The organism is Bradyrhizobium sp. 33ap4 (genome assembly GCF_032654765.1).
Classification (GTDB): domain Bacteria; phylum Pseudomonadota; class Alphaproteobacteria; order Rhizobiales; family Xanthobacteraceae; genus Bradyrhizobium; species Bradyrhizobium australafricanum.
This window is the reverse complement of the sequence record NZ_JAUMTJ010000014.1, coordinates 72,370-91,874: the sequence shown is the minus strand read 5'-3', so window position 1 is coordinate 91,874 and position 19,505 is coordinate 72,370. Positions and strand designations below refer to the sequence as shown.

The 19,505-nt window shown below is 65.1% G+C and carries 22 protein-coding genes; 11 read left to right on the top strand and 11 right to left on the bottom strand.

All coding sequences use genetic code 11. The annotated features are described in order from the left end of the window. Nucleotides 1-49: 49 nt before the first annotated feature. On the top strand, nucleotides 50-1,672 hold the full coding sequence (locus Q2M23_RS13085) for an ABC-F family ATP-binding cassette domain-containing protein (RefSeq protein WP_316395818.1): 1,623 nt from the start codon (nucleotides 50-52) through the stop codon (nucleotides 1,670-1,672). Nucleotide 1,673: 1 nt separating this feature from the next. On the opposite strand, the gene Q2M23_RS13080 is transcribed toward Q2M23_RS13085, so the two are convergent. From Q2M23_RS13080 to Q2M23_RS13070, 3 genes are all read right to left on the bottom strand, one after another. Further along, a complete protein-coding gene (locus Q2M23_RS13080) occupies nucleotides 1,674-2,306 on the bottom strand; it encodes a DapH/DapD/GlmU-related protein (RefSeq protein WP_253608874.1) in 633 nt (210 codons plus the stop codon). Nucleotides 2,307-2,382: 76 nt separating this feature from the next. Continuing rightward, nucleotides 2,383-3,357: a glycerophosphodiester phosphodiesterase family protein gene (locus Q2M23_RS13075; protein WP_168857004.1), complete on the bottom strand. Its 975-nt coding sequence runs from the start codon at nucleotides 3,355-3,357 to the stop codon at nucleotides 2,383-2,385. Between the two features lie 65 nt (nucleotides 3,358-3,422). Next, the gene (locus Q2M23_RS13070) at nucleotides 3,423-4,334 is read right to left on the bottom strand and encodes a dienelactone hydrolase family protein (RefSeq protein WP_316395817.1); all 912 of its coding nucleotides are present in this window, start codon (nucleotides 4,332-4,334) and stop codon (nucleotides 3,423-3,425) included. 110 nt (nucleotides 4,335-4,444) lie between these two features. On the opposite strand from Q2M23_RS13070, the gene Q2M23_RS13065 reads away from it, so the two are divergent. Next, a complete protein-coding gene (locus tag Q2M23_RS13065; protein ID WP_316395816.1) occupies nucleotides 4,445-5,320 on the top strand; it encodes an MBL fold metallo-hydrolase in 876 nt (291 codons plus the stop codon). Nucleotides 5,321-5,345: 25 nt separating this feature from the next. Here Q2M23_RS13065 and Q2M23_RS13060 read toward each other — a convergent pair whose 3' ends face one another. Genes Q2M23_RS13060 through Q2M23_RS13050 form a run of 3 tightly spaced genes read right to left on the bottom strand, consistent with a single transcriptional unit; the run spans nucleotide 5,346 to nucleotide 6,608 of the window. Beyond that, on the bottom strand, nucleotides 5,346-5,537 hold the full coding sequence (locus Q2M23_RS13060) for a hypothetical protein (RefSeq protein ID WP_316395815.1): 192 nt from the start codon (nucleotides 5,535-5,537) through the stop codon (nucleotides 5,346-5,348). 50 nt (nucleotides 5,538-5,587) lie between these two features. Beyond that, nucleotides 5,588-5,890: a PilZ domain-containing protein gene (locus tag Q2M23_RS13055; protein ID WP_316395814.1), complete on the bottom strand. Its 303-nt coding sequence runs from the start codon at nucleotides 5,888-5,890 to the stop codon at nucleotides 5,588-5,590. 4 nt (nucleotides 5,891-5,894) lie between these two features. After that, nucleotides 5,895-6,608, bottom strand: a complete 714-nt coding sequence (locus tag Q2M23_RS13050) for a DUF2336 domain-containing protein (RefSeq protein ID WP_316395813.1) — start codon at nucleotides 6,606-6,608, stop codon at nucleotides 5,895-5,897. Between the two features lie 393 nt (nucleotides 6,609-7,001). Between Q2M23_RS13050 and Q2M23_RS13045 the strand changes: the two genes are divergently transcribed. After that, the gene (locus tag Q2M23_RS13045) at nucleotides 7,002-7,970 is read left to right on the top strand and encodes an AraC family transcriptional regulator (RefSeq protein WP_316395812.1); all 969 of its coding nucleotides are present in this window, start codon (nucleotides 7,002-7,004) and stop codon (nucleotides 7,968-7,970) included. Nucleotides 7,971-8,041: 71 nt separating this feature from the next. After that, nucleotides 8,042-8,287 carry a hypothetical protein gene (locus Q2M23_RS13040; protein WP_076832093.1) on the top strand — a complete coding sequence of 82 codons (246 nt, stop codon included), beginning with the start codon at nucleotides 8,042-8,044 and terminating at the stop codon, nucleotides 8,285-8,287. A 125-nt stretch (nucleotides 8,288-8,412) separates the two neighbouring features. Here the strand turns inward: Q2M23_RS13040 and Q2M23_RS13035 are convergent, their stop codons facing one another. After that, nucleotides 8,413-8,661, bottom strand: coding sequence for a hypothetical protein (locus tag Q2M23_RS13035; RefSeq protein WP_021079659.1), 249 nt, complete (start codon nucleotides 8,659-8,661; stop codon nucleotides 8,413-8,415). A gap of 150 nt (nucleotides 8,662-8,811) precedes the next feature. On the opposite strand from Q2M23_RS13035, the gene Q2M23_RS13030 reads away from it, so the two are divergent. Both Q2M23_RS13030 and Q2M23_RS13025 read left to right on the top strand, forming a co-directional pair. Continuing rightward, nucleotides 8,812-9,489, top strand: coding sequence for a nitroreductase (locus tag Q2M23_RS13030; protein ID WP_092086314.1), 678 nt, complete (start codon nucleotides 8,812-8,814; stop codon nucleotides 9,487-9,489). Nucleotides 9,490-9,723: 234 nt separating this feature from the next. Then, a complete protein-coding gene (locus tag Q2M23_RS13025; protein WP_016843936.1) occupies nucleotides 9,724-10,887 on the top strand; it encodes an acyl-CoA dehydrogenase family protein in 1,164 nt (387 codons plus the stop codon). A gap of 149 nt (nucleotides 10,888-11,036) precedes the next feature. Here the strand turns inward: Q2M23_RS13025 and Q2M23_RS13020 are convergent, their stop codons facing one another. Both Q2M23_RS13020 and Q2M23_RS13015 read right to left on the bottom strand, forming a co-directional pair. Beyond that, complete coding sequence (locus tag Q2M23_RS13020; RefSeq protein WP_076832096.1) at nucleotides 11,037-13,118, bottom strand: methyl-accepting chemotaxis protein; 2,082 nt, start codon at nucleotides 13,116-13,118, stop codon at nucleotides 11,037-11,039. Between the two features lie 165 nt (nucleotides 13,119-13,283). After that, entirely contained in the window at nucleotides 13,284-13,535 is a 252-nt protein-coding gene (locus Q2M23_RS13015) for a hypothetical protein (protein WP_057019943.1), read from the bottom strand. 196 nt (nucleotides 13,536-13,731) lie between these two features. Here Q2M23_RS13015 and Q2M23_RS13010 point away from each other — a divergent pair, with 196 nt between their 5' ends. Next, nucleotides 13,732-14,322 (top strand): NADPH-dependent FMN reductase, encoded by a 591-nt coding sequence (locus tag Q2M23_RS13010; RefSeq protein ID WP_057019944.1) that lies wholly within the window; start codon nucleotides 13,732-13,734, stop codon nucleotides 14,320-14,322. A 34-nt stretch (nucleotides 14,323-14,356) separates the two neighbouring features. Beyond that, on the top strand, nucleotides 14,357-15,139 hold the full coding sequence (locus Q2M23_RS13005) for an SDR family oxidoreductase (protein WP_316395811.1): 783 nt from the start codon (nucleotides 14,357-14,359) through the stop codon (nucleotides 15,137-15,139). A gap of 85 nt (nucleotides 15,140-15,224) precedes the next feature. Here the strand turns inward: Q2M23_RS13005 and Q2M23_RS13000 are convergent, their stop codons facing one another. After that, complete coding sequence (locus Q2M23_RS13000; RefSeq protein ID WP_016843931.1) at nucleotides 15,225-15,608, bottom strand: hypothetical protein; 384 nt, start codon at nucleotides 15,606-15,608, stop codon at nucleotides 15,225-15,227. Between the two features lie 174 nt (nucleotides 15,609-15,782). Between Q2M23_RS13000 and Q2M23_RS12995 the strand changes: the two genes are divergently transcribed. Then, entirely contained in the window at nucleotides 15,783-16,412 is a 630-nt protein-coding gene (locus tag Q2M23_RS12995; RefSeq protein ID WP_016843930.1) for a L,D-transpeptidase, read from the top strand. 74 nt (nucleotides 16,413-16,486) lie between these two features. Here Q2M23_RS12995 and Q2M23_RS12990 read toward each other — a convergent pair whose 3' ends face one another. Further along, nucleotides 16,487-17,563, bottom strand: a complete 1,077-nt coding sequence (locus tag Q2M23_RS12990) for a hypothetical protein (protein ID WP_316395810.1) — start codon at nucleotides 17,561-17,563, stop codon at nucleotides 16,487-16,489. A gap of 381 nt (nucleotides 17,564-17,944) precedes the next feature. Here Q2M23_RS12990 and Q2M23_RS12985 point away from each other — a divergent pair, with 381 nt between their 5' ends. Next, nucleotides 17,945-18,526, top strand: a complete 582-nt coding sequence (locus Q2M23_RS12985) for a septal ring lytic transglycosylase RlpA family protein (RefSeq protein ID WP_141343298.1) — start codon at nucleotides 17,945-17,947, stop codon at nucleotides 18,524-18,526. 392 nt (nucleotides 18,527-18,918) lie between these two features. Then, nucleotides 18,919-19,401 carry a hypothetical protein gene (locus Q2M23_RS12980; protein ID WP_316395809.1) on the top strand — a complete coding sequence of 161 codons (483 nt, stop codon included), beginning with the start codon at nucleotides 18,919-18,921 and terminating at the stop codon, nucleotides 19,399-19,401. Nucleotides 19,402-19,505: the final 104 nt, after the last annotated feature.

The window sequence follows — 19,505 nt, the reverse complement described above, 5'->3', positions numbered from 1 at the left end:
CCCAGATCGAATAAGAGGCCGCAAACCCTCAGTTCCCCAGTATTAGAGCATGATCCGCCTCGATAACGTCTCCAAGCAAGTCGGCCACCAGATCCTCTTCATCGAAGCCTCCGCGGCGCTCCAGAAGGGCGAGAAGATCGGCCTCGTCGGGCCGAACGGCGCCGGCAAGACCACGCTGTTCCGGATGATCTCGGGCCGGGAAATCCCGGACGAGGGCCAGGTCTCGCTCGATCGCGGCATTTCGATCGGCTATTTCAGCCAGGATGTCGGCGAGATGTCCGGCCGCAGCGCGGTCGCAGAGGTGATGGATGGGGCTGGGCCCGTCAGCGTGGTCGCGGCCGAGCTCAGGGAACTCGAGGCCGCAATGGCCGACCCCGACAAGGCCGACGAGATGGATGACATCATCGCGCGCTATGGCGAGGTGCAACATCAGTTCGAGGAGCTCGACGGCTACGCGCTCGACGGCCGCGCGCGCGAGGCGCTGGCGGGTCTCGGCTTCAGCCAGGAGATGATGGACGGCGACGTCGGCAAACTATCCGGCGGCTGGAAGATGCGCGTCGCGCTTGCGCGTATTCTTCTGATGCGTCCGGACGTCATGCTGCTCGACGAGCCGAGCAACCATCTCGATCTCGAAAGCCTGATCTGGCTCGAGCAGTTCCTGAAGGGTTATGAGGGCGCGCTGCTGATGACCTCGCATGACCGCGAGTTCATCAACCGGATCATCAACAAGGTGGTCGAGATCGACGCCGGCCAGCTCACCACCTATTCCGGCAATTACGAGTTCTACGAACAGCAGCGCGCGCTCTCCGACAAGCAGCAGCAGGCGCAGTTCGAGCGGCAGCAGGCGATGCTCGCCAAGGAGATCAAGTTCATCGAGCGCTTCAAGGCGCGCGCCTCGCACGCAGCCCAGGTGCAGAGCCGGGTGAAGAAGCTCGACAAGATCGAGCGGGTCGAGCCGCCGCGGCGACGGCAGACCGTGGCGTTCGAGTTCCACCCGGCGCCGCGCTCGGGCGAGGATGTCGTCAGCCTGAAGAACGTCCACAAGGCCTATGGCAGCAAGCGCATCTATGACGGCCTCGACTTCATGATCCGTCGCAAGGAGCGCTGGTGCGTGATGGGCATCAACGGTGCCGGCAAGTCGACGCTCCTGAAGCTGGTCGCCGGTTCAACCGAGCCCGACGACGGCGCGGTCGCGGTCGGCGGCAGCGTCAAGATGGGCTATTTCGCCCAGCATGCGATGGACCTGCTCGATGGCGAGCGCACCGTGTTCCAGTCGCTGGAGGACGCGTTTCCGCAGGCCGGCCAGGGCAGCCTTCGCGCGCTGGCCGGCTGCTTCGGCTTCTCCGGCGACGACGTCGAGAAGAAGTGCCGGGTACTCTCGGGTGGCGAGAAGGCGCGGCTGGTGATGGCCAAGATGCTGTTCGATCCGCCGAACTTCCTGGTGCTCGACGAGCCGACCAACCATCTCGATCTCGCCACGAAGGAAATGCTGATATCAGCGCTCTCCGAGTTCGAAGGCACGATGCTGTTCGTCTCGCACGACCGGCACTTCCTCGCCGCGCTTTCCAACCGCGTGCTGGAGCTGACCCCTGACGGCATCCACCAATATGGCGGCGGCTACACTGAGTATGTCGCGCGTACCGGCCAGGAAGCGCCGGGACTGCGGAGCTAGCTCAAGTCCGCCATCGCGCGCAAAACGCCTCGACGTCGCCGGACTGGAATTCCGGCAGGCGCTCCCAGAGGGTTTCAGCCGGCCAGTTCCACCAGGCGATCTGCGACAGCTCGGCGGCGATCTTGCGGTTGAACCGCTCCTTGATCGGCCGGGCCGGCACGCCGCCGACGATGGTGTAGGGCGCGACATCGCGCGAGACCACGGCGCCGGCCGCCAGCACCGCGCCGTCTCCGACAGTGACGCCGGGCAGCACGATCACGCCGTGGCCGATCCAGACGTCGTTACCGATCACGACGCGATCCGCGCGTCGGTTCCTGAAGAAGTCATGATCGCGCTCGGCTGAGGCGGTGTAATATTCCGGACAATAGGTGAAGCGATGCTGGGAGGGGCGCTCGAGCGGATGATTGGGCGCGCCGATCCGGACCTGCGCCGCGATCGCGCAGAAGCGGCCGATCACGGCGTCGGCGACGATGCAGCCGCTGCCGAGATAGGAGTAGTCGCCAAGCTCGGTGTATTCGATCGCGGTGTCGCCGAGAACCTCACAGCAACGTCCGACCCTGACCTCGCGCAGCTTGACCGTCGGCTCGATGACGGTTTCGGCGATCTTGGGGCGGGTCAGGCTCGGTGCGTTCATAGCGTTGTCCTCGATGCGACGAGCCGCTTCAGTCGCACAATTTCTATGACGGAGAGATGACAGGAGGAGGCCGGATCTAACGCCCGGCGAGGCGGGCGATGGTCTCGATTTCGTTGGTCCAGATCCCGCCGGAATAGCTTTCGGGCAGGCGCCGGAACAGGTCGGCATCGTCGACCCCGGTCGAGAATTCGCCGCCCTGATAAGGCCCGAGCACGAAGACCGCGCTGTTGGCCGCGGCCATGCGGTTGAGGAAGCGGTCCGGCCATCCCCATAGCCAGGGCGCGTAGTTGATCGGCACCAGCACGATGGCGTTGCGGCAGGCATCAGGCACGATGCCGGTCCAGCCATAGCCGATATAGCGGACGAGGCATCTCTTGAGCGTCGCGCGCGAAATGGTTCGGGTCTCCGGCGCAAGCCGCCGGATCGTCTCGATCGGCTCGTCGCCGCCATAAACCATGATCAGCTTGCGCCGTTCGGCGGCGAGCCGGTTCAAGACCGTTGCGAGCTTCTCGCCTTCGGAGGGATCGCGGCTCTTGACGTTGATCAGGAGCCGGCGATCCGGAAAGGTCTTAAGCACCTCGTCCAGCGACGGCATCAGGCCGATGCCCTTGCCGCGGAACGGGAAGGTCTTGCCGTCATCGGCCGTGTAGCCATAGCCGATATCGAGCATCTTCAGCCGCGCCATCGGCTGTTCGCGGGTGACGCCCTGGCCATCGGTGCGGCAATCGACGGTCCAGTCGTGAAACACCGCGAACTCGCCGTCGGTCGTCGGATGGACGTCGAGCTCGACGATATCGGCGCCGCGCTCGAAGCTCGCCCGCATCGAGCGGATCGTGTTCTCGAGATAGTCATGGGTCGGCGGCAGCATGCGCGCCGCGGTGCAGGTGTCGTTCTTGAGGTCGCGCTCGTCGAAACGCTGCGCCATGCCGCGATGGGCGAGCAGCACCGGCTTGCCGCCGGCATGCGTTGCGAGAAGGCTCGTGTTGTTGAGGTAGATTGCGGCGGCGACGGCAACGATCGCCGCTGCCGCGTATTTCAGTTTCCTGCCCAAGCGACTCGGTTCCTTGCTGGATCGCCGGCCCGGGTAGGGGTGCTTTCTGGTCGATTTGCGGCGGCCTAATCCTTCAAGCCGTCCACTGCGGCAATCGCCCGCACCATCGCGTCCTGGAGCGCCGCGCTGTTGGCGGGATTCGACTGGCGGCGACGGCCGGGATCGTCGAAATCGTGGGTGGCACCCGGATAAACCACGACATCGATCTTGCTGCCGGCAGCAACGGAGCGGCTGGCGACGTCCCGGCAGCGGTCGGGCGATACTTCCTCGTCGTCCGTGCCGAGCAACATCGTGATCGGTGCTGCCGACCCGAGCGTCTGCGCCAGCAGCGCGGCCGGCCCGCAGCCCGGATAGAACACGAGCGCGGCGCGATACCCCGACGTCGTCGCGCCTTGCCGCTGCATCACGTTCAGCGCGGTGCTGCCGCCATTCGACCATCCCTGCAGGAAGATGCGGTTGCTGCTGATCTCCTTCTGGCTGCGCAGCCAGCTCAGCGCGCCCTCGGCGTCGAGCGGCCGCACGGTCTTTTCATTGACGTCGCTGCGATCAGGATCGTCATGCGTGTAGCGGCCGAAGCCGTGCGCCTTGCCGCGCGGACCAAAACTGTCCGGCAGCAGCGCGAAATAGCCGTGGTCGGCCCAATACTGTCGCCACATCGCGTGGCGCTTGGACAGGCTGCCGGCATTGCAGGCCGCCGACGGATTGGTTCGCGACACCAGCGTGCAGTCCTTGTTGACGTTGGTCGAATAGGGGCCGCCGCGGCCGTGCAGCAGCACGATGGCAGGGTACGGGCCCGGCGTTTGCGGCCTGAACAGGTAGCCGACGATCTCGGTCTTGCCGTCGGCGCTCGGAAAGAAAACGGTGTCGGGCGCGGCTGCCGCCGCTGTCGGCAATGTCGTGAGCATCAGGAGGACGATCGGAATCGCGCAATGGGTCATTCCCGCAGCATGAGCAGGATTTCGGATGAATTGCGGCATGGTTGTTTCCCTCCAGCAATGCAAAGCCGCATGGCGTGCTGCACGGCGCTCGGCTTGTGAGGCGAGGTGCCGCCCGCTACGCTTTACAAAAAACCGGGAGCGAAACAACCATGAAGCAGATCAGGATCGGCGACATCACGATCGACGCGGTGATCGAGCGCGAAGGACCGTGGCGGCGGCCGCAGGATTTCTTCCCGACCTACAACGACGATGTGTTCAAGCATCATCTGAAGACGATGGAGCCGGAGGTCTTCGACGCCGCGCGCGGCATGATGATGATCACCTATCAGACCTTCGTGGTGCGGACGCCGCGTTACACCATCCTGGTCGATACCTGCACCGGCGAGGACAAGGGCCACCCGAGGCCGTTCGACTTCCCGGGCAAGGAGCGCTGGCGCAACGAGCTGTTCGCGCTCGGCATCTCCTATGAGCAGATCGATTATGTGTTCTGCACCCATCTGCACATCGACCACACCGGCTGGAATACGACGCTGCGCGACGGGCGCTGGGTGCCGACCTTCCCGAACGCGAAATACGTCTTCCACAAGGGCGAGTATGCGGCCTGGGAGGCCGAGAACGCCAAGGGCGCCAATCCGCCCGGTACGGTGTTCCGCGACAATTGCCTGCCGATCGTCGAGGCCGGGCAGGCGCTCCTGGTCGACGACGACTACGCGCTCGACGACACCGTGACGCTGACGCCGACCCCGGGCCATTCGCCCTGCCATTGCTGCATCAACATCTTCTCGAAGGGGCAGCGCGCGGTGGTCGCCGGAGACCTGATGCACCATGCAATCCAGTGCCGCGAACCGGAATGGTCGGCCAAACCCGATTGGGATCCGAAGCAGTCGGCGATATCGCGGCGGAAATTCTTTGCCTCCGTTGCCGAGACCGACACGCTGATCCTGCCGATCCATTTTCCGGCCCCAACGGTCGGCCTGATCAAGGCAGATGGCGATCGCTTCGACTATCGCTTCAAGCGGGAGTAGGCGCGCGACAGTCGGCAGCTCAAGGTCACCGCGCTGCGCGGGTCCGGCGCGGGACCTGGGTCAGAAACCGTTCCAGATCGACGCACAGGCGATGCGCCATTTCCTCGTCGATCGCAAACGTCGCGACGCTGCCGGCGCAGTCGATCTCGATGGTCCCGCGCAACGGTGCGGCGGAGGCGGTCGATACCCTGATGTTGGTCGCTCTCTGTACGGTCATGTCGTCAACTTCCCTTCGGGCCGGTTGCGCCAATCCTCATTTTGCAATCCTCACCTTGGAATGACGGGGCGTCCCGTTCGCCGTCTCTCTTCGATGAACCTCACGCCGATCTCGGCACCGTCGACGCGAACGAGCTCGCAGCGGCGGAAGGCCAGTCCACGCGAGGACAGCACCAGGAAGAACTCCTGGGCCTTCAGCACATCGAGCGATCCGTCGACCTCGAGCCGGGCCCCGCTCTGCGAGACGTCGAGCAGGATGCAACTCCGCCGCCACGTGCCGTCGACACCCATGAGATTGACGGGATAGCGCGTCTCGAGCCTGACGCGTTCCGCCCTGCGGTCACCATACGTCATTGCATCACTCACACTGCCTGGGAGCGCTTCCTGCCCGGGAGCGCTTCGTCGTTACCGTGGCCCGCGCCTCCGCATCGTCGATTGTGGCTGGTGGGGTCGCGGAGGCGCGGGCTGCGCTGGCATCGATTGCAGCGCGGATCGTGTCCTGAAGATCGGGCCGCGCAAGCTTGAGCAGCCGGGCCTGCTGGCGCGGCGTGGACCGCATAACGAGGTCGGCAAGAACGCGGCGAGGTAGATCCTTGCGCGAGATCAATCCGTCGGCGATGTCGTCGTCGCGCTCGGCAGCATCGATCATCATGGCGAGGCCCGCGCCGGTCAGTTCAGCGCCGGGATTGCGCGCGAGGACCCGAAGCACGCTGCTGTCGCCTCGCATCAGGAGAATGTCCGTGAGCTCCGCATTGACGGCCTTGCGTCCTGCGATCGCGCAGAGGTGTCCCTCGGCCCGCATCCAGGCGATGTCGATCAGGTCGGCATCGGGGAGGCATTCGCATTTGCGCAGGATCGGAGCGGCGACATCGGCGTCGTCATGGTTGGCCAGACGGCGCGCGAGTTCCCGCGGCACCAAGCGCAAATCGGCAAACGAGCGGCTGAGCGTGGTCAGGGTCCGCAGTTCGACGTTCTCGGTCAGGCGGACCAGGATGCCGTCGAACATCTCGACGTGGTGCGCGCTGAGGCGGTGAGCGTCTTCGAGAAACAACCCGGCCACCTCCTGCAGCATGCGCGTGCGGAGGTCGGGCGAGCCAGCTTTCAAGACATAGTCGAGTTTGGCAATAAGATCGGGCGAGGCAATAACTGTCATTGCGGTCTCTAAAATGGTCCGCGACGAGGAACATCATCGTTCCCGATGCCAATTTGCTCCTCGAATCTTTAATAGGGGTATAGAAATTGATGGGGAGGGCCGATTGCGGCGGTGGATATCCCGCTAAAGACTATCGAAATTCGGCAGCCGCGTTACATTGGCGGATTGTCCGGTTCGACGAACGGACCGCATTTTTCCTGATTGAACCTATTGGACGATTCGCATTTTGTGCATGGAATTTATTGATGCGGCCGGCGCGCAAGGCGCCGCGTCGCGCGCAATTTTTCAAGAGCATTTCACGGGAGCGGTCATTTGACGGCGCCATTACCGGTGCCGAGAGTCTTTCGTTTTGACGATGTTGATGCATTCCGGAGTTCGATCCGAAATCTGGATGTTGATTTCACGCCACTTGCGCGGAAGATTTCGGCCGAGCAGGTCATCCTGAGTTTGCCGGGATGCGAGCTCAACTACACGCAGTCCTTTCCGCGGATCGTCGACGCACAGCTTGCGCCGCACACCACTGCGGTCGGCTTCACGATGGATGACGGGGTCCCGATCCGCTTCAACGGCGTCGAGCGCGATCGCGCGGTCATCGTGCTCGGTGGCGGCGGCGCGTTCTACTCGTCGGTGGAGGAGACGCCCCGCCAATATGCCTCGGTGATGTTTACGCCGGAGATTGTCGACCGCGGCTGGCCGCAGCCGGGTCTTCATTTCAGCATTCACGAAATTTCTCAACGCGCGCAGGATCGGCTGCGTGAAGTGGTAAGGCACATCCTGCTCGTGACCTCGCAGCCGACCGAGGATGCCCCGTTCGCTAGCGGCGAGTCGATCAAGGAGACGCTGCTTGCGGCGATCGACAACGCCTTCGCCGAGATCGTGCCGGCCAAGTGGACGACGCGGGCCAACACGACGCGCCAGTTCAAGGTCTTCAACGACGCGCGCGCAATTCTGGCAGGCGACGTGGCGCACCCGATCTACAGCGGCGAACTGGCCAGGCAGATCGGCGTGTCGGTGCGCACGCTGCATGACGCCATCCAGCGCTACCGGGGCGTCAGCCTGCATCGCTATTTGCGGTTGCGCCGGCTCTGGCTGGTGCGCCAGCAACTGCTGGCCGGTGCGCCCAGCGTCAAGATGTGCGCGCTGGCCTACGGATTTTGGCACTTGAGCGATTTTTCGCGCAGCTATCGGTCGCAGTTCGGGGAAGCGCCATCCGAAACACTGGCCGCCTCGCGCCGTCCGGGCGCCACCCGCGCCGATCCGTCCCGCGGACACGGTTCGTAACCATCGATCTGAACGGAATCTTAACGGCCGCCGACGAGCCTGTGGGTACGATTTCACCAGAGGCGACGGCAATGCATCCCCGGAGATTTGCGCGTGTTCGTCCGAGCGGATGCGTGTCCAGTGTGGTCAAGCTCCAGCTTGAACCGAAGGCGCCGCTGATCGAGTGCCGGCTGGTGGACTATTCCGCCGGCGGGGCCTGCCTGGAATTTGCCAAGCCGACCCAATTGCCGGAGCGTTTCGAAATGTTTCATGGCAACACCCGGAAGCGTTGCCGGCGGGTTTGGAGCAGGGGTGTGCGGGTCGGCGTATCGTTCTGAGGGCGCCCGCCGATCAGGGGCGATCCACTGGCCAATAGCCGTTCGGGCCGCGCCCTGCGCGACCCGATGGTTTGTCCCGATTGAAGTCTGTCCCGATGAGGGGTGAAAAGGCGTCGGCGAGAGGCTCAGGCGCCGCTCTGGCACTTCTTCATGAACGAGGTCTTGGCCGCGCCGGCGAGCTTCTTGCCGTCGGAGCCGACTGCCTTGGTCTCGCAGGCGTCCGTCGTGCACTTCTTCATGAACGAGGTCTTGGCCGCGCCGGCCAGCGGCTTGCCGTCCTTGCCGACGGCTTTCGTCTCGCAGGAGGCGTCCTGTGCAAATGCCGAACCGGCGGCAAAGGTCGCGATCACGGCCGCCAAGAAAATCCGCTTCATCTGGGTTCTCCCTAAACCAAACCAGTGGCCGGATTGGATACGGGATTCTTGGCCCGATCAAGTTCCCATGGCCGATTTTGTCGATAAAATAACCCGATCAGATCAAGGAAATTCCGCGTGCAGCGCGGAACAAAATCGGGGAAGCGCGGAATGGAATTCGAGACGCTGGTACAGTCACGCAAAAGCGTGCGCGGGTTCAAGAAGCAGCCGGTGTCGCGGGCGACCGTCGAGGAGATCATCGAGGTGGCCAAGCGCGCGCCGTCCTCGATGAACACCCAGCCCTGGCACGTTCACGTCCTGACCGGGGCGCCGCTGGAGGAAGTGCGCCGCCGCAACATGGAAGAGATGGTCGCCGGTGCCAAGGTGAAGCGCGACATCGTCAGCCACGGCGAGTACCAGGGCGTGCATCGCGGCCGCCAGGTCGACATCGCCAAGAAGCTGTTCGGGGCGATGGGGATCGCCCGCGATGACAAGCCGATGCGGCAGGATTGGGTGCTGCGCGGCTTCCGCCAGTTCGATGCTCCGGTGTCGCTGGTCCTGACCTACGACCGGATCCTCGATCCGGGCGCGGTCTGCCATTTCGATCTCGGCGCGCTCTGCTACGGCATCGTGCTCGCAGCCTGGGATCGCGGCCTTGGCAGCGTGATCAACGGCCAGGGCATCATGCGCTCCGACATCGTGCGCGAGGTCGCCGACATCCCGGAAGACGAGGTGATCATGACCTGCGTCGCAATGGGCTATCCCGACGACGGCTTTGCCGCCAATGCGGTACGCTCCGACCGCGAGGCCAACAACGATTTTGTCCGCTACGTCGGCTTTGCCGATTAGCGCCGCGTCGTTCGCTTGTTCAGGGGAACAACCTCGTGCGGCACGCTCGGTTGCGCGATGCACGGGCGTGTCCGGCGCATTTGCGTACGCGCCGACCACGCCGCGGGATATTGAATTCCGCGCCGTGAAACCATCGCGCGAGCGTGAGCACGGCTGCGCGTTTCCGCTATTCTCGCCGGTAAAAAATGCGCTACTGGTTTTTTGAAGCACAACAGCGCGGGCGAGGAATCCCAGATGAGCGACGATGAACAGACAGCTATGATCCGCGAGACCGTCGCGAGATTCGTCGATCGCGAACTGATCCCGCTCGAGCCGCACTATCTGAAATCGAAGCTGCCCGGCAGCGATCACCCCGAGCTCACGTCGGAACAGCGCAAGCGGCTGCGCGACGTCTCGAAGGAGCTCGGCCTCTGGGGCCTCGATGCGCCCGAGGATCTCGGTGGCCACGACCTGCCGACGCGCACGATGGCTGCGGTGCACGAAGAACTCGGCCGCAGTTGCGTGCCGTTCGTGCTGCCGCCGGACTCGCCGAACCTGCGCATGCTGCAGGCGGTCGGTACCGACGCGCAGAAGAAGAAATATCTGCAGCCCTATATCGAAGGCCGGATGGCCTCGGCGATCGCGATCTCCGAGCCCGGAGCCGGCGGCGATCCCGCGGGCATGAAGACGCGCGCGGTGCTCGAAGGCGAACAGTGGGTGCTCAACGGCCGCAAGATCTGGATCAGCAATGCGCGCGCCGCCGACTTCATCATCGTGATGGCGCGGGTCGGCAACGATCAGCGCCAGGGCGGCATCACCTCCTTCATCGTCGAGAAGGGCACGGCGGGCTTCATCATCGAGCGCGAGATTCCGATGGTCGGCGGCGGCTCGACCTATGAGATCGTGTTCGAGGACTGCCGCATCCCGAAGGACTCCGTGCTGGGCGAGGTCGGCAAGGGCTACGCGCCGATGCAGCTGCGGCTGCGCACGCGGCGGCTCGAGATGGGATCGACCTGCGTCGGCATCACCAAGCGTGCGCTCGACATGATGTGCGAGCACGCCAAACAGCGCGAGACGTTCGGCGTCAAGCTCGCCGAGCGCCAGGCGATCCAGTGGTGGATCGCCGATATCTCCACGCGCATGCATGCGTGCCGGCTGATGGTGCGCGAGGCCGCCGACAAGACCGACCGCGGCGAGGACATCCGCCACGAGGCCTCGATGATCAAGGTGTTCGCGACCGAGATGGCCTATGACGCCTGCGACCACGCCATGCAGACGCTCGGCGCGCTCGGCGTGACGCTGGAATTGCCGCTGAACGCGCTGTGGCAGAAGGCCCGCCTGATGCGGGTCTACGAAGGCCCGAGCGAGGTCCATCGCCAGGCGATCGCCCGCCGCGTGCTTGGGTTGCGCGGCGGCTAGCAGGGCGCGCGGCCCTCAAGCAAACCCGTCATTGCGAGCGCAAGCGAAGCAATCCATCGTGCCGCAGTGGAGACATGGATTGCTTCGTCGCTGGCGCTCCTCGCAATGACGAGGAGAAAACCTGCCACGTGGTCGCCACGTGCTCTCGGTTACGCCGCCCGCACGTCGGACAGGAAGCGGTTGACCTGGCCGGCGAGGTCCTTGGACTGCGTCGAGAGCTGTTCGGCCGCGCCCAGCACCTGGTTCGCGGCGCCGCCGGTGTCGTCGGCGGCGCGCTGCACGCCGGAGATGTTGGAATTGACCTCCTGGGTGCCGCGCGCGGCTTCCTGAACACTGCGCGAGATCTCCTTGGTCGCCGAGCCCTGTTCCTCGATCGCGGCGGCAATCGCGGTGCCGATCTGGTCGATCTCGGTGATGACGTCGATGACGCTCCGGATCGCCGTCACGGTCTCGTCGCTCGCGGTCTGGATCGCGGTGATCTGTTCGGAGATCTCCGTGGTTGCCTTCGCGGTCTGGCCGGCCAGCGACTTCACCTCGGACGCGACCACGGCAAAGCCGCGGCCGGCCTCGCCGGCGCGGGCCGCCTCGATGGTGGCGTTGAGCGCGAGCAGATTGGTCTGTGCCGCGATGCTCTGGATCAGCGTCACGACGTCGCCGATCTTCTGCGCGCCCTCGGCCAGCGAGCGCGCGGTGTCGCCGGTACGCCGGGCATGATCGACCGCGCGCGCGGCGATCTCGGTCGAGGTCGCGACCTGGCGGGCGATCTCCGAAATCGAGGAGGTCAGCTCCTCGGTGGCGCTCGCCACCGTCTGCACGTTGGTCGAGGTCTGATCGGACGCCGCGGCGACGATTGCGGCTTGGCGGTTGGTGGCGGCGGCGGTGGCCGACATCGATTGCGCCGTGTCCTCCATCACCGAGGATGCCGCGGACAATCCGCCGACCAGCTCGGTGACCTTGGCTTCGAAGGCGCGGGTCAGATCGTCGAGCACGCGGGCGCGGCGCATCTTGACGTCGTTCTCGGCTTCCTTCTCGGCAGCGAGGCGATCGGCTTCGATCTTGTTGTCCTTGAACACCTGCACGGCGGCGGCCATCGCGCCGATCTCGTCCTTGCGCGCGGCGCCCGGGATCGTCTCGGCAACTTCGCCCGCGGCAAGACGCGACATCCGGCCGGTGAGGGCCGCGATCGGGTTGAGGATGCGGCGGCGGACCATGACGATCAGGCCGGCACTGACGGCAACGACCGCGAGCAGCCCGATCAGCGCCACCACGAAGCTGAAGCGCGCCGACGAATAGGCGCCCGCAAGGCCTTGCTCGGCATTCTCGTAGAATGCGTCGCGCACGGTGATGATGGAGGCGAGGCCGATCTGGGATTCGGCGTAATAGGTCTCGACGTCTTGCTCATACTTGCCGGAGATCGCGCCTTCCTTGGCGAGCTTCAGCGCCTTGCCGAAACGCTCGACGTAGTCGGCCTGCATCTTGCCCAGCGCCGTCAGGACATTGGCTGATGTCGCCGGATTGTTGCGCAACTCCTGCAGCGTCGAGAGGATCTGCTCGGTGCGGCCGGTGCTGCGGAACAGCTCCAGCTTTTCCTGTTCGGTCGCGACGCGCTTGGCGCCGACCAGCGCCTTGTGCAGGCTGGCATTGAGGCCGCCGGTGTCGCGCAGCGTCCAGGCGACATTGGCGTAGCTGGCCTGGCGGTAGGCGTTGCCGTCAAGGCCGGCGAGGCGGCGCACCTGCTCGTCGAGCAGCACGGTGACGCCGGCGTTGAAGACGGAGTTGTCGGCGACGATCTTGGTTGCCGCCGGACGGCGGGCATCGACCGGACCTGCGATCGCCTTCTCGATCGCGTCGCGGAGCGCGGCGAACTTGGCCTTCAGCGCATCGATCGCGCTCGCAACCGCTTCGCCGTCGTCGAGCGAGCCGGGCAGCGTGGCGCGGACCTGATTGACCTTGGCGAGCGCGCCGTCGGTCAGCTTGCGCAGCTTGTCGAGATCGGTGATCTGCTTCTGGTCGATCGCACCGGTGCTGAACAAGAGGTTGGTGGACATGCCGCGTTCGGAGTTCATGTAGCGCGGGATGTCGCCGACGGCGCGGACGATTTCGAGCCGGCTCTGCGCGGTCGAGACCTTGTCCATGGTCTGGTACTTGGTCACCGCGACATAGGCCGCCAGTCCGCCGCCGACCGCGGACAATGAGACGATCGCGGCCGTCAGGAGAGTACCGATTTTCATGGGATGCGCGCCATTCTTGACGAGAGAGGGGAGGCCTCAACCGTAGCGGGCGTGCATTAAGCTTGGGTTTATGATGCGGGAGCCGCCGCAACGGCCCCGGCCGTTTGGTCCGAAAGTCGAAGGCGCCGCGTCGCCCGGCCGCGCGTGGCGGCAGGGCGTGACACGTCAGTGCTCGTCGTCGTCAGCACCCTTGGCCGCGGGGCGGTGCTGGGTGGCGCCGTTCGAGCCCGCTTCGCCGCAGGGGAGCTGGTTCCAGGTGCCATCGGCGGCCTGCTGATAGGCCTGGCAGCCGGACGAAGTGGTGGTCGTGGATTTGTCGTCGGCCTTCTGCCGCTCGGTACTCTTGCCCAGCGCGGGCGTGGCAACGGCGGCGATGGCTGCGAGCGAGCCTGCGAAAACCAGCTTTGCGATCCGCATGTCGGTTCCTCCTTCTCGAAGCGAAAACATATCCAGAAAACAAATCTGGCGATTTTTGGCCACGGCGAAGGGCCTGCGACGAATTGCTTAATGCCGGCGAAGCGAGCCGGAATGCCGGTTAACACTTGCGCGAGGCGGCTGGCCGCGCGCCGCACCGCAGGACGCTGTTGCCGCAGCGTGCTAGGATCGGCTTGTCATGACCCACCGCATTCTCGTGTTCTACGGCTCCTACCGCTCGGATCGCATGGGCATCCGGCTGGCACACTTCGTCGTCGACGGTCTTCGTGCCCGCGGCAACGATGTCGAGTTGATCGATGCCAAGGAGGTCGGCCTGCCGATGCTCGACCGGATGTACAAGGAACATCCCAAGGGGCAGGCGCCGGCCGTGCTCGAAACGCTCGCCGGAAAAATCCGCGACGCCGACGGCTTCCTGTTCGTCACCGGCGAATACAATTGGGGCATTCAGCCCGGGCTGAAGAACCTGACCGACCATTTCCTCGAGGAATGGTTCTGGCGTCCCGCGGCGATCGCAAGCTATTCGGCCGGGCGGTTCGCCGGCGTGCGTGCCGCGACCGCCTGGCACGGTACGCTGTCCGAGATGGGCATGGTGGTGGTATCGAGCACGATCGGTGCGGGGCCGATCGCGCAGACGCTGTCGGCCGAGGGCAAGCCGATCGGCGAGGGCGGCAAGGCGCTCGAACGCGCCTTTCCGCGCTTTGCCGAGGATTTTTCCTGGTGGATCGAAGCCGCCAAGGCACAGCGGGCGCGCAAGGCGCCGCCCTACTGAGCGCAGGTCTGCCAATCCCGGGAGTTTCGCGATCATGAGCCTCTTCACATCGCCGTTCGATCCCGCACGCGAGACAGCCCTGGTCACCGGCGCGGGCAACGGCATCGGCCGCGCCATTGCGCAGGCGCTGGTCGGCGAAGGTGTGCGGACGGTGTTTGCCGATCTGTATGAGGACAGGGTTCTGGCGGCGATCAAGGCCGCGCCGCGTCCCGAACTCGCGGTCGCGTGGGCCGGCGATCTCGCGCAGCACGCGGCGTGCGACGCCCTGTTGGCGCATGCGCAAGCCTCGCTCGGGCAGGTGACCCATTTCGTCCACAGTGCTTCGCCGCCGCGCCGCGAAGCCGATCATGCGATGGCCGTCGATCAAGAGATCTGGCGGCAGATGCATGCGGTCAATCTCGATGCCGGCTTTCATTTGTCGCGCGAACTGGCGCGCAGGCTGATCGCGGCGAAGACGCCGGGCTCGTTCCTGCTGCTCACCTCGCTGCATGCCGGCACGCCACGCAACCTGCCGCATTACTCGACCGCGAAGGCCGGCATGGCGATGCTGGTGAAGGAGCTTGCCAAGAGCTGGGGCCGCTATGGCATCCGCGTCAATGCGCTGGTGCCCGGCGCGATCGCGGCCGGCGGCTTCGTCGCCGATCCCGCGCTGGCAAAGCATATTCCGCTCGGACGGCTTGGCCAGGCGGACGATCTTGCGCCGATGGCGCTTGCCGTGCTCTCGCACAAGCTCTCCGGTTACGTCACCGGGGCGTCGATCGTGGTCGATGGCGGCCTGTCGCTGACCAACTGGTTCGCGCCGCCGGAGCTCGATTGAGGATTCTCGTTCGACGTGTTTTCTTCACGCGAACCGGTGCCCATCCCGCATCAAGTGCGGGACAGGCTTCGCTCGAAAACGCTTTCTATTCCTTCGTCCTGATGTAGCCCGCGAGCCGCGTCTTCTGGTCCTGGCACCAGGTCGTCATGCTGCCGGCGCGGCGCTGATCGAGGTCGGTGGTCTGGGTTGCGATCGCGACTTCCGTCATCAGGTCGTCGGCCTGCTTCTCGCCCATCTTGCCACCGGTATGCATGAAGGCGATCGCCTTGCGCACCTTCTCGGTGGTGCCGTCGGGCAGATGCATGTCCTGCGCCCGCTGCACGAGGTCCTGATAAACCAGATCGGTGCCGGGGCACTCGACCTTGGCGGCAAAGGCCTGCAGCACCATCGTGACATAGGCCGCGCGCGGATCGGCATGGGCAGGGGTTGCTGCGACAATCAGGCCGCCGATCAGCAGGGCGTAACGCATGAATTTCCTCCGGAGGTTTTGGACGTTTTTTGTGAGGCTAGCGTCCAAGGGAACCGAGTGCAACCGCCAGGACACACTCACGGAAAGAACCGATCAAACAGACGTGTTCCAACCTCGTTGCCACGATTTGAGCACGATTTCGGCAGCATGTGGCACAAGTTGACGCAGGGGAGAATGATCGTGTCAAAGTTGGGGCTTGCTGCGGTGCTGGTGGGATCGCTTGCGCTTGGCGGCTGCATGCAGGCGACGCTGTCGCCGGCGACGGATGTCGCGATGACGTCGCGCGATCGGCAATTGCTGGCGCATCCGCCCTATGCGGATGCCAAGATCCCGCAGCAGTTCCAGCGGCACATTGTCGAGTACACCCGTCGGGAGCAGCCGGGCTCGATCCTGGTCGATACCGACGCGCGCTACCTCTATTACGTGCTGCCCGGCGGCAAGGCGATCCGTTACGGCGTCGCCGTCGGCGAGGAGGCGATGGCCTTCTCCGGCGTCGCCACCGTCGGCCGCCTGGCCGAATGGCCGGATTGGGTTCCGACCCAGGATATCCAGGAGCGGCTCGGGCCGTATCCGAAGCGTGTCGCCGGTGGACCGGCCAATCCGCTCGGCGCCCGCGGCATCTACCTCTACCAGGGCAACAAGGACACGCTGTATCGCATCCATGGCACCAACCAGCCCGAATATATCGGGCAGGCGATCTCGTCGGGCTGCATTCGCATGACCAATGGCGACGTGATCGACCTTTATCAGCGGGTCAAGCCGGGCGCGACCGTTGTCGTTCTGCCGCCGGGACAGAGCGCGTAATTCGAATACAAAGTGTATTGCGGCCGATCGCGTCATCGCGATCGGCCGCAAGCTTTTTTAAAGGTCGGTCAGGCTCAGCGCAGCGGCATCGGCGGCCGAACCACCGGGCCGCCATCATCCGCGTCAACAACCGAGGACTGCTGCTGCACCGGCCGCGGTGCCGCAACCGCCTGCGGGGCGGCGGCGGGAGCCGGCAGCGGTGTTGCTGATGCAGGCGGTGGAGGCGGCGGGATATAGGCCTGCGCCGGCCGGCGCACCGGTGGCGGCGCAACGGCGGCATGCGGCGCCGCCTGCGGCGTGACCGCGGCGCGCGGGCGCGGCGGAGCGACCGGCCGCGGCTCGACGGCCCTGGTCTCGGTCGTCTTCGCGACGCGCTGTGCCAACTGATCCTGGCCGGCCTTGAGCTGATCGATGCTGGTCTTCAACTGCTCGATCTGCTGTCCCATCGACGCGAGATCGCGCGCCATCGATTGCAGCAATTGCGTCTGGTCGGGTGCCGCTGCGGCTGGTGCCGCCGCGGTAGCGGGCGCAACCGGCGCTCCTGCGGCAGCCGGTGCCGCGGCAGGGGCGGGCGCCGGCGCGGCCGTGGCGGGCACGGCCGTGGCGACGTCCTGTGGCGGAGTGGCCGGTGCAGCTTCAGCTGCCGCCTGATCGGTTGTCGCCGCCGGTGCTGGCGGCGCACTCACCTGATCCGAGGCGGAGGCTGCCTTGCCTGGGATCAGCGAAGTCAGTGCAGCGATCTGAGGCGCCCACTCGGCGGCGATCTGCTTGGCGCGATCGCCGTAGTGCTGCCACGCCGCGGTGCCCATGGCGCCAGCGATCGCGAAGCAGAACCAGAAGGCGCGGATCGCCCATTTGCTGGTGGGGCGCGGCGCGCGGTCCAATCTGATGTCGTCCAGTCGGCCGTCATGGCTTGGCGCGCTATAGGCCGGCTCGGCCGCCACTGACATTGGCGTGACCGGCGGCACCGAGGCGACGGCCGCGACCGGGGGTGTGGACGAAGGCGCGAGGCTCGAGCCGAAATAGGGCTCGCGCTGCCCCGGCGCTGTCCTTCCGGCAGGCGCGGCGGCGTTGTCCGGGCGTACCGGAGCGAAGCTCGGTTCGATCGCGAAAATATCGTGTGGATCTGCGTCTTTCAGTGTCGATTGCATGGCGGTCCCCGTTTCATTCCAAGGTCAACCGCAAATGGGCGGCCGGCAAATTTACGCTCTGTATTGACCCCTGACCCTGTCCCCACGACTCCAGCCCGGTTTGACCAAAGCAAGGCGAGAGGGTGGAGAGGTTGGGGAGTTTGGGGAACCGAAACCCGGGGGCGAGGGGGCGTGGCCATCCACGGCCCGAGTGCGGCGCTTCAAGCCGGTATTTCCGGGTGAAGCGTCCGGGTTGTGTGGCGCATCCACCACATCCGAGGGGAAATCGCATCGCGTGCGGCAGGTCTGACCGCGCTCCGCCACCGTTCCGCCCCGATTGGATTCGGCTGATAGGCCGTTGGATTTTCGGCTTGGGCTGGGGGCGCAAGTTGGGGGTGCAACATGTCACGCGACGATGCAGTCAACTCGTACGTCGGCGTCAAATGCAGCGCGCATGGTGCTGCGGCCCCGATCCTGTTTGCGCATGCCCGAAAGCCGCTCCGGCTGCTCGCCGTGATGATCGGCGCGGCGTCGCTCGCGGCGTGCGCGCAGTCCTCCGTTGTCAGCCAGCGCTCACAGGCGCTAGCGAGCCGGCCTGCGTCGATCGAGCCGACGCGGGCTGCGTCATCTGCGACACGCACACGTGTCGCCACGGCGCGCAAGCATACGCCGTATGCCTCGCGCAGGACCGGCCACACCAAGATTGCGTCGCAGGGCGTCGCGAGCTTCTACAGCGAGGAGCAGCCGACCGCGAGCGGCGAGAAGTTCGACGGGCGCGAGTTGACCGCCGCGCATCCGACATTGCCATTCGGCACCAAGCTGCGCGTGACCGACGTCAAGAGCGGTCGTTCGGTCACCGTGCGCGTCAATGACCGCGGACCCTACGTCCCCGGGCGCATCGTCGACGTCTCGCATTCTGCGGCGCAATCGCTCGGCATGATCGGCAAGGGCATCACGAATGTCAGGCTCGACGTGGTGCAGTAAATAGCGTGGCGCAAGCCAGGTTCGGGATTTTTGCCAGCTCGATCGGGAAAAAGTCCCGGCGTTGCGCGCGCTTTAATCCTGTTGTCCGAATGACGGCGGCAAATAGAATTGTTGCCGCTACTTCCCCGCGCTCTCCATTTCCAGGCGCGTGGATTTCTACCCAATGAACCTTCCCCGCCTTGGTGTCCCTCCAGGGCGGGGTTTTTCTTGTGGCCGCCATGCGCGCCGCATGCGTCGACAGGGCGAGCCGGCGCCATAACCTCCGTCCTGCTTTGGAGGGCGGCCATGCCAAACAACAATCAAGAAACTGACGGCTTCGCACGCTCGATGACGGCAGAGGCACGCACCGGATCGAGGTCGGTCTCGATGCGCCGCGCGAGGGCACCACGACGATGACCGGCAACAAGCTGCATCACGAATACCAGCCCGACCTGATGCGCGTGGTCGCGAGCGGTACCTGGCGCGACCTGCGCACGTTCGTGACGACCTGGACCTGCGTGGAATCGGCGTTTCGCGACACCGTGACCTCTGGATATGCCGACCTTGATGGGAAAGCTCGCATAGGCACGACCGAACGTTGCGCGCTGGCGGATCCTGTGCCGGCGGTTCCACCAAATTGTCACAGTCCCAGCGAAATCCGGCCCAAAGCCGCTGCCAACAAACGCCGGATGGACCAAGTCGGCGAGGGACAAGCGTTGGCCTACAAGATGATCGCAGAACGCGAGAACGAAACGGTCAGGATCGAGCGCGAGAGCACCTTCATCATCATCGCCAAGGCCAAGGTCTGGGCGAGCGAAGGGTGGCAGGTGGTGATCACCGACAAGGACGGGAAATCATACCCGCCCGACGAGTTCGACAAGCTGCTCGCGGCTTGACGCCAAAGCGCGATGAGTTCGGGTTGAAGCTTCATCGCGCTTTAGCTCTTCAGTTAGAGCATGATCTCCTCGGAAAATCGCTTCGCACTTTTCCGGATCATGCT

Bases quoted from the DNA above. Each gene is read 5' to 3' on its own strand.
- Q2M23_RS13010 (WP_057019944.1), top strand. From the start codon at position 13,732: ATGACCCACCGCATTCTCGTGTTCTACGGCTCCTACCGCTCGGATCGC.
- Q2M23_RS12985 (WP_141343298.1), top strand. From the start codon at position 17,945: ATGTCACGCGACGATGCAGTCAACTCGTACGTCGGCGTCAAATGCAGC.
- Q2M23_RS13085 (WP_316395818.1), top strand. From the start codon at position 50: ATGATCCGCCTCGATAACGTCTCCAAGCAAGTCGGCCACCAGATCCTC.
- Q2M23_RS12980 (WP_316395809.1), top strand. From the start codon at position 18,919: ATGACCGGCAACAAGCTGCATCACGAATACCAGCCCGACCTGATGCGC.
- Q2M23_RS13000 (WP_016843931.1), bottom strand. From the start codon at position 15,608: ATGCGTTACGCCCTGCTGATCGGCGGCCTGATTGTCGCAGCAACCCCT.
- Q2M23_RS13060 (WP_316395815.1), bottom strand. From the start codon at position 5,537: ATGACCGTACAGAGAGCGACCAACATCAGGGTATCGACCGCCTCCGCC.
- Q2M23_RS13020 (WP_076832096.1), bottom strand. From the start codon at position 13,118: ATGAAAATCGGTACTCTCCTGACGGCCGCGATCGTCTCATTGTCCGCG.
- Q2M23_RS13040 (WP_076832093.1), top strand. From the start codon at position 8,042: ATGCATCCCCGGAGATTTGCGCGTGTTCGTCCGAGCGGATGCGTGTCC.
- Q2M23_RS13070 (WP_316395817.1), bottom strand. From the start codon at position 4,334: ATGCCGCAATTCATCCGAAATCCTGCTCATGCTGCGGGAATGACCCAT.
- Q2M23_RS13030 (WP_092086314.1), top strand. From the start codon at position 8,812: ATGGAATTCGAGACGCTGGTACAGTCACGCAAAAGCGTGCGCGGGTTC.
- Q2M23_RS13015 (WP_057019943.1), bottom strand. From the start codon at position 13,535: ATGCGGATCGCAAAGCTGGTTTTCGCAGGCTCGCTCGCAGCCATCGCC.
- Q2M23_RS13050 (WP_316395813.1), bottom strand. From the start codon at position 6,608: ATGCTGCAGGAGGTGGCCGGGTTGTTTCTCGAAGACGCTCACCGCCTC.
- Q2M23_RS13065 (WP_316395816.1), top strand. From the start codon at position 4,445: ATGAAGCAGATCAGGATCGGCGACATCACGATCGACGCGGTGATCGAG.
- Q2M23_RS12995 (WP_016843930.1), top strand. From the start codon at position 15,783: ATGATCGTGTCAAAGTTGGGGCTTGCTGCGGTGCTGGTGGGATCGCTT.
- Q2M23_RS13025 (WP_016843936.1), top strand. From the start codon at position 9,724: ATGAGCGACGATGAACAGACAGCTATGATCCGCGAGACCGTCGCGAGA.
- Q2M23_RS13080 (WP_253608874.1), bottom strand. From the start codon at position 2,306: ATGAACGCACCGAGCCTGACCCGCCCCAAGATCGCCGAAACCGTCATC.
- Q2M23_RS13055 (WP_316395814.1), bottom strand. From the start codon at position 5,890: ATGACGTATGGTGACCGCAGGGCGGAACGCGTCAGGCTCGAGACGCGC.
- Q2M23_RS13035 (WP_021079659.1), bottom strand. From the start codon at position 8,661: ATGAAGCGGATTTTCTTGGCGGCCGTGATCGCGACCTTTGCCGCCGGT.
- Q2M23_RS12990 (WP_316395810.1), bottom strand. From the start codon at position 17,563: ATGCAATCGACACTGAAAGACGCAGATCCACACGATATTTTCGCGATC.
- Q2M23_RS13005 (WP_316395811.1), top strand. From the start codon at position 14,357: ATGAGCCTCTTCACATCGCCGTTCGATCCCGCACGCGAGACAGCCCTG.